The sequence below is a fragment of the Hydrogenovibrio sp. 3SP14C1 genome, from assembly GCF_029625905.1.
Taxonomy (GTDB): Bacteria; Pseudomonadota; Gammaproteobacteria; order Thiomicrospirales; family Thiomicrospiraceae; genus Hydrogenovibrio.
The window spans coordinates 1-258 of record NZ_JARTLM010000198.1; the positions used below are offsets into that span (position 1 = coordinate 1).

Here is a 258-nt window from a genome sequence, read left to right on the forward strand (position 1 = left end):
AGATCAAACTGGTGACAATGAACGGTATCAAAGGTAAAGATGACTGTGTGGATACTATTTCGCAGCTTGCTTATCTCACGCCTTGGAAACCAACAGATGATAGTGGCATTCTTAAAACGCACAGCACATCAGATGTTGACCCATGGGAAGAACGTGCAGAAGAAGAAGTCTATGCGATTAGTTCGTATATAGTCTAACTAATTAGGGAAGTAATATGCGCCTCTCTGAATTGTTCGAGGAGCTTTCTGTAGGTGAACT

1 protein-coding gene is annotated in these 258 nt (G+C 41.9%); it reads left to right on the top strand.

Annotation, left to right across the window (positions count from 1 at the left end):
- On the top strand, positions 1 to 197 hold a 197-nt coding region (locus tag P8629_RS12235; RefSeq protein ID WP_278166379.1), incomplete at its 5' end, for a hypothetical protein.
- Between the last annotated feature and the right edge of the window lie 61 nt (positions 198 to 258).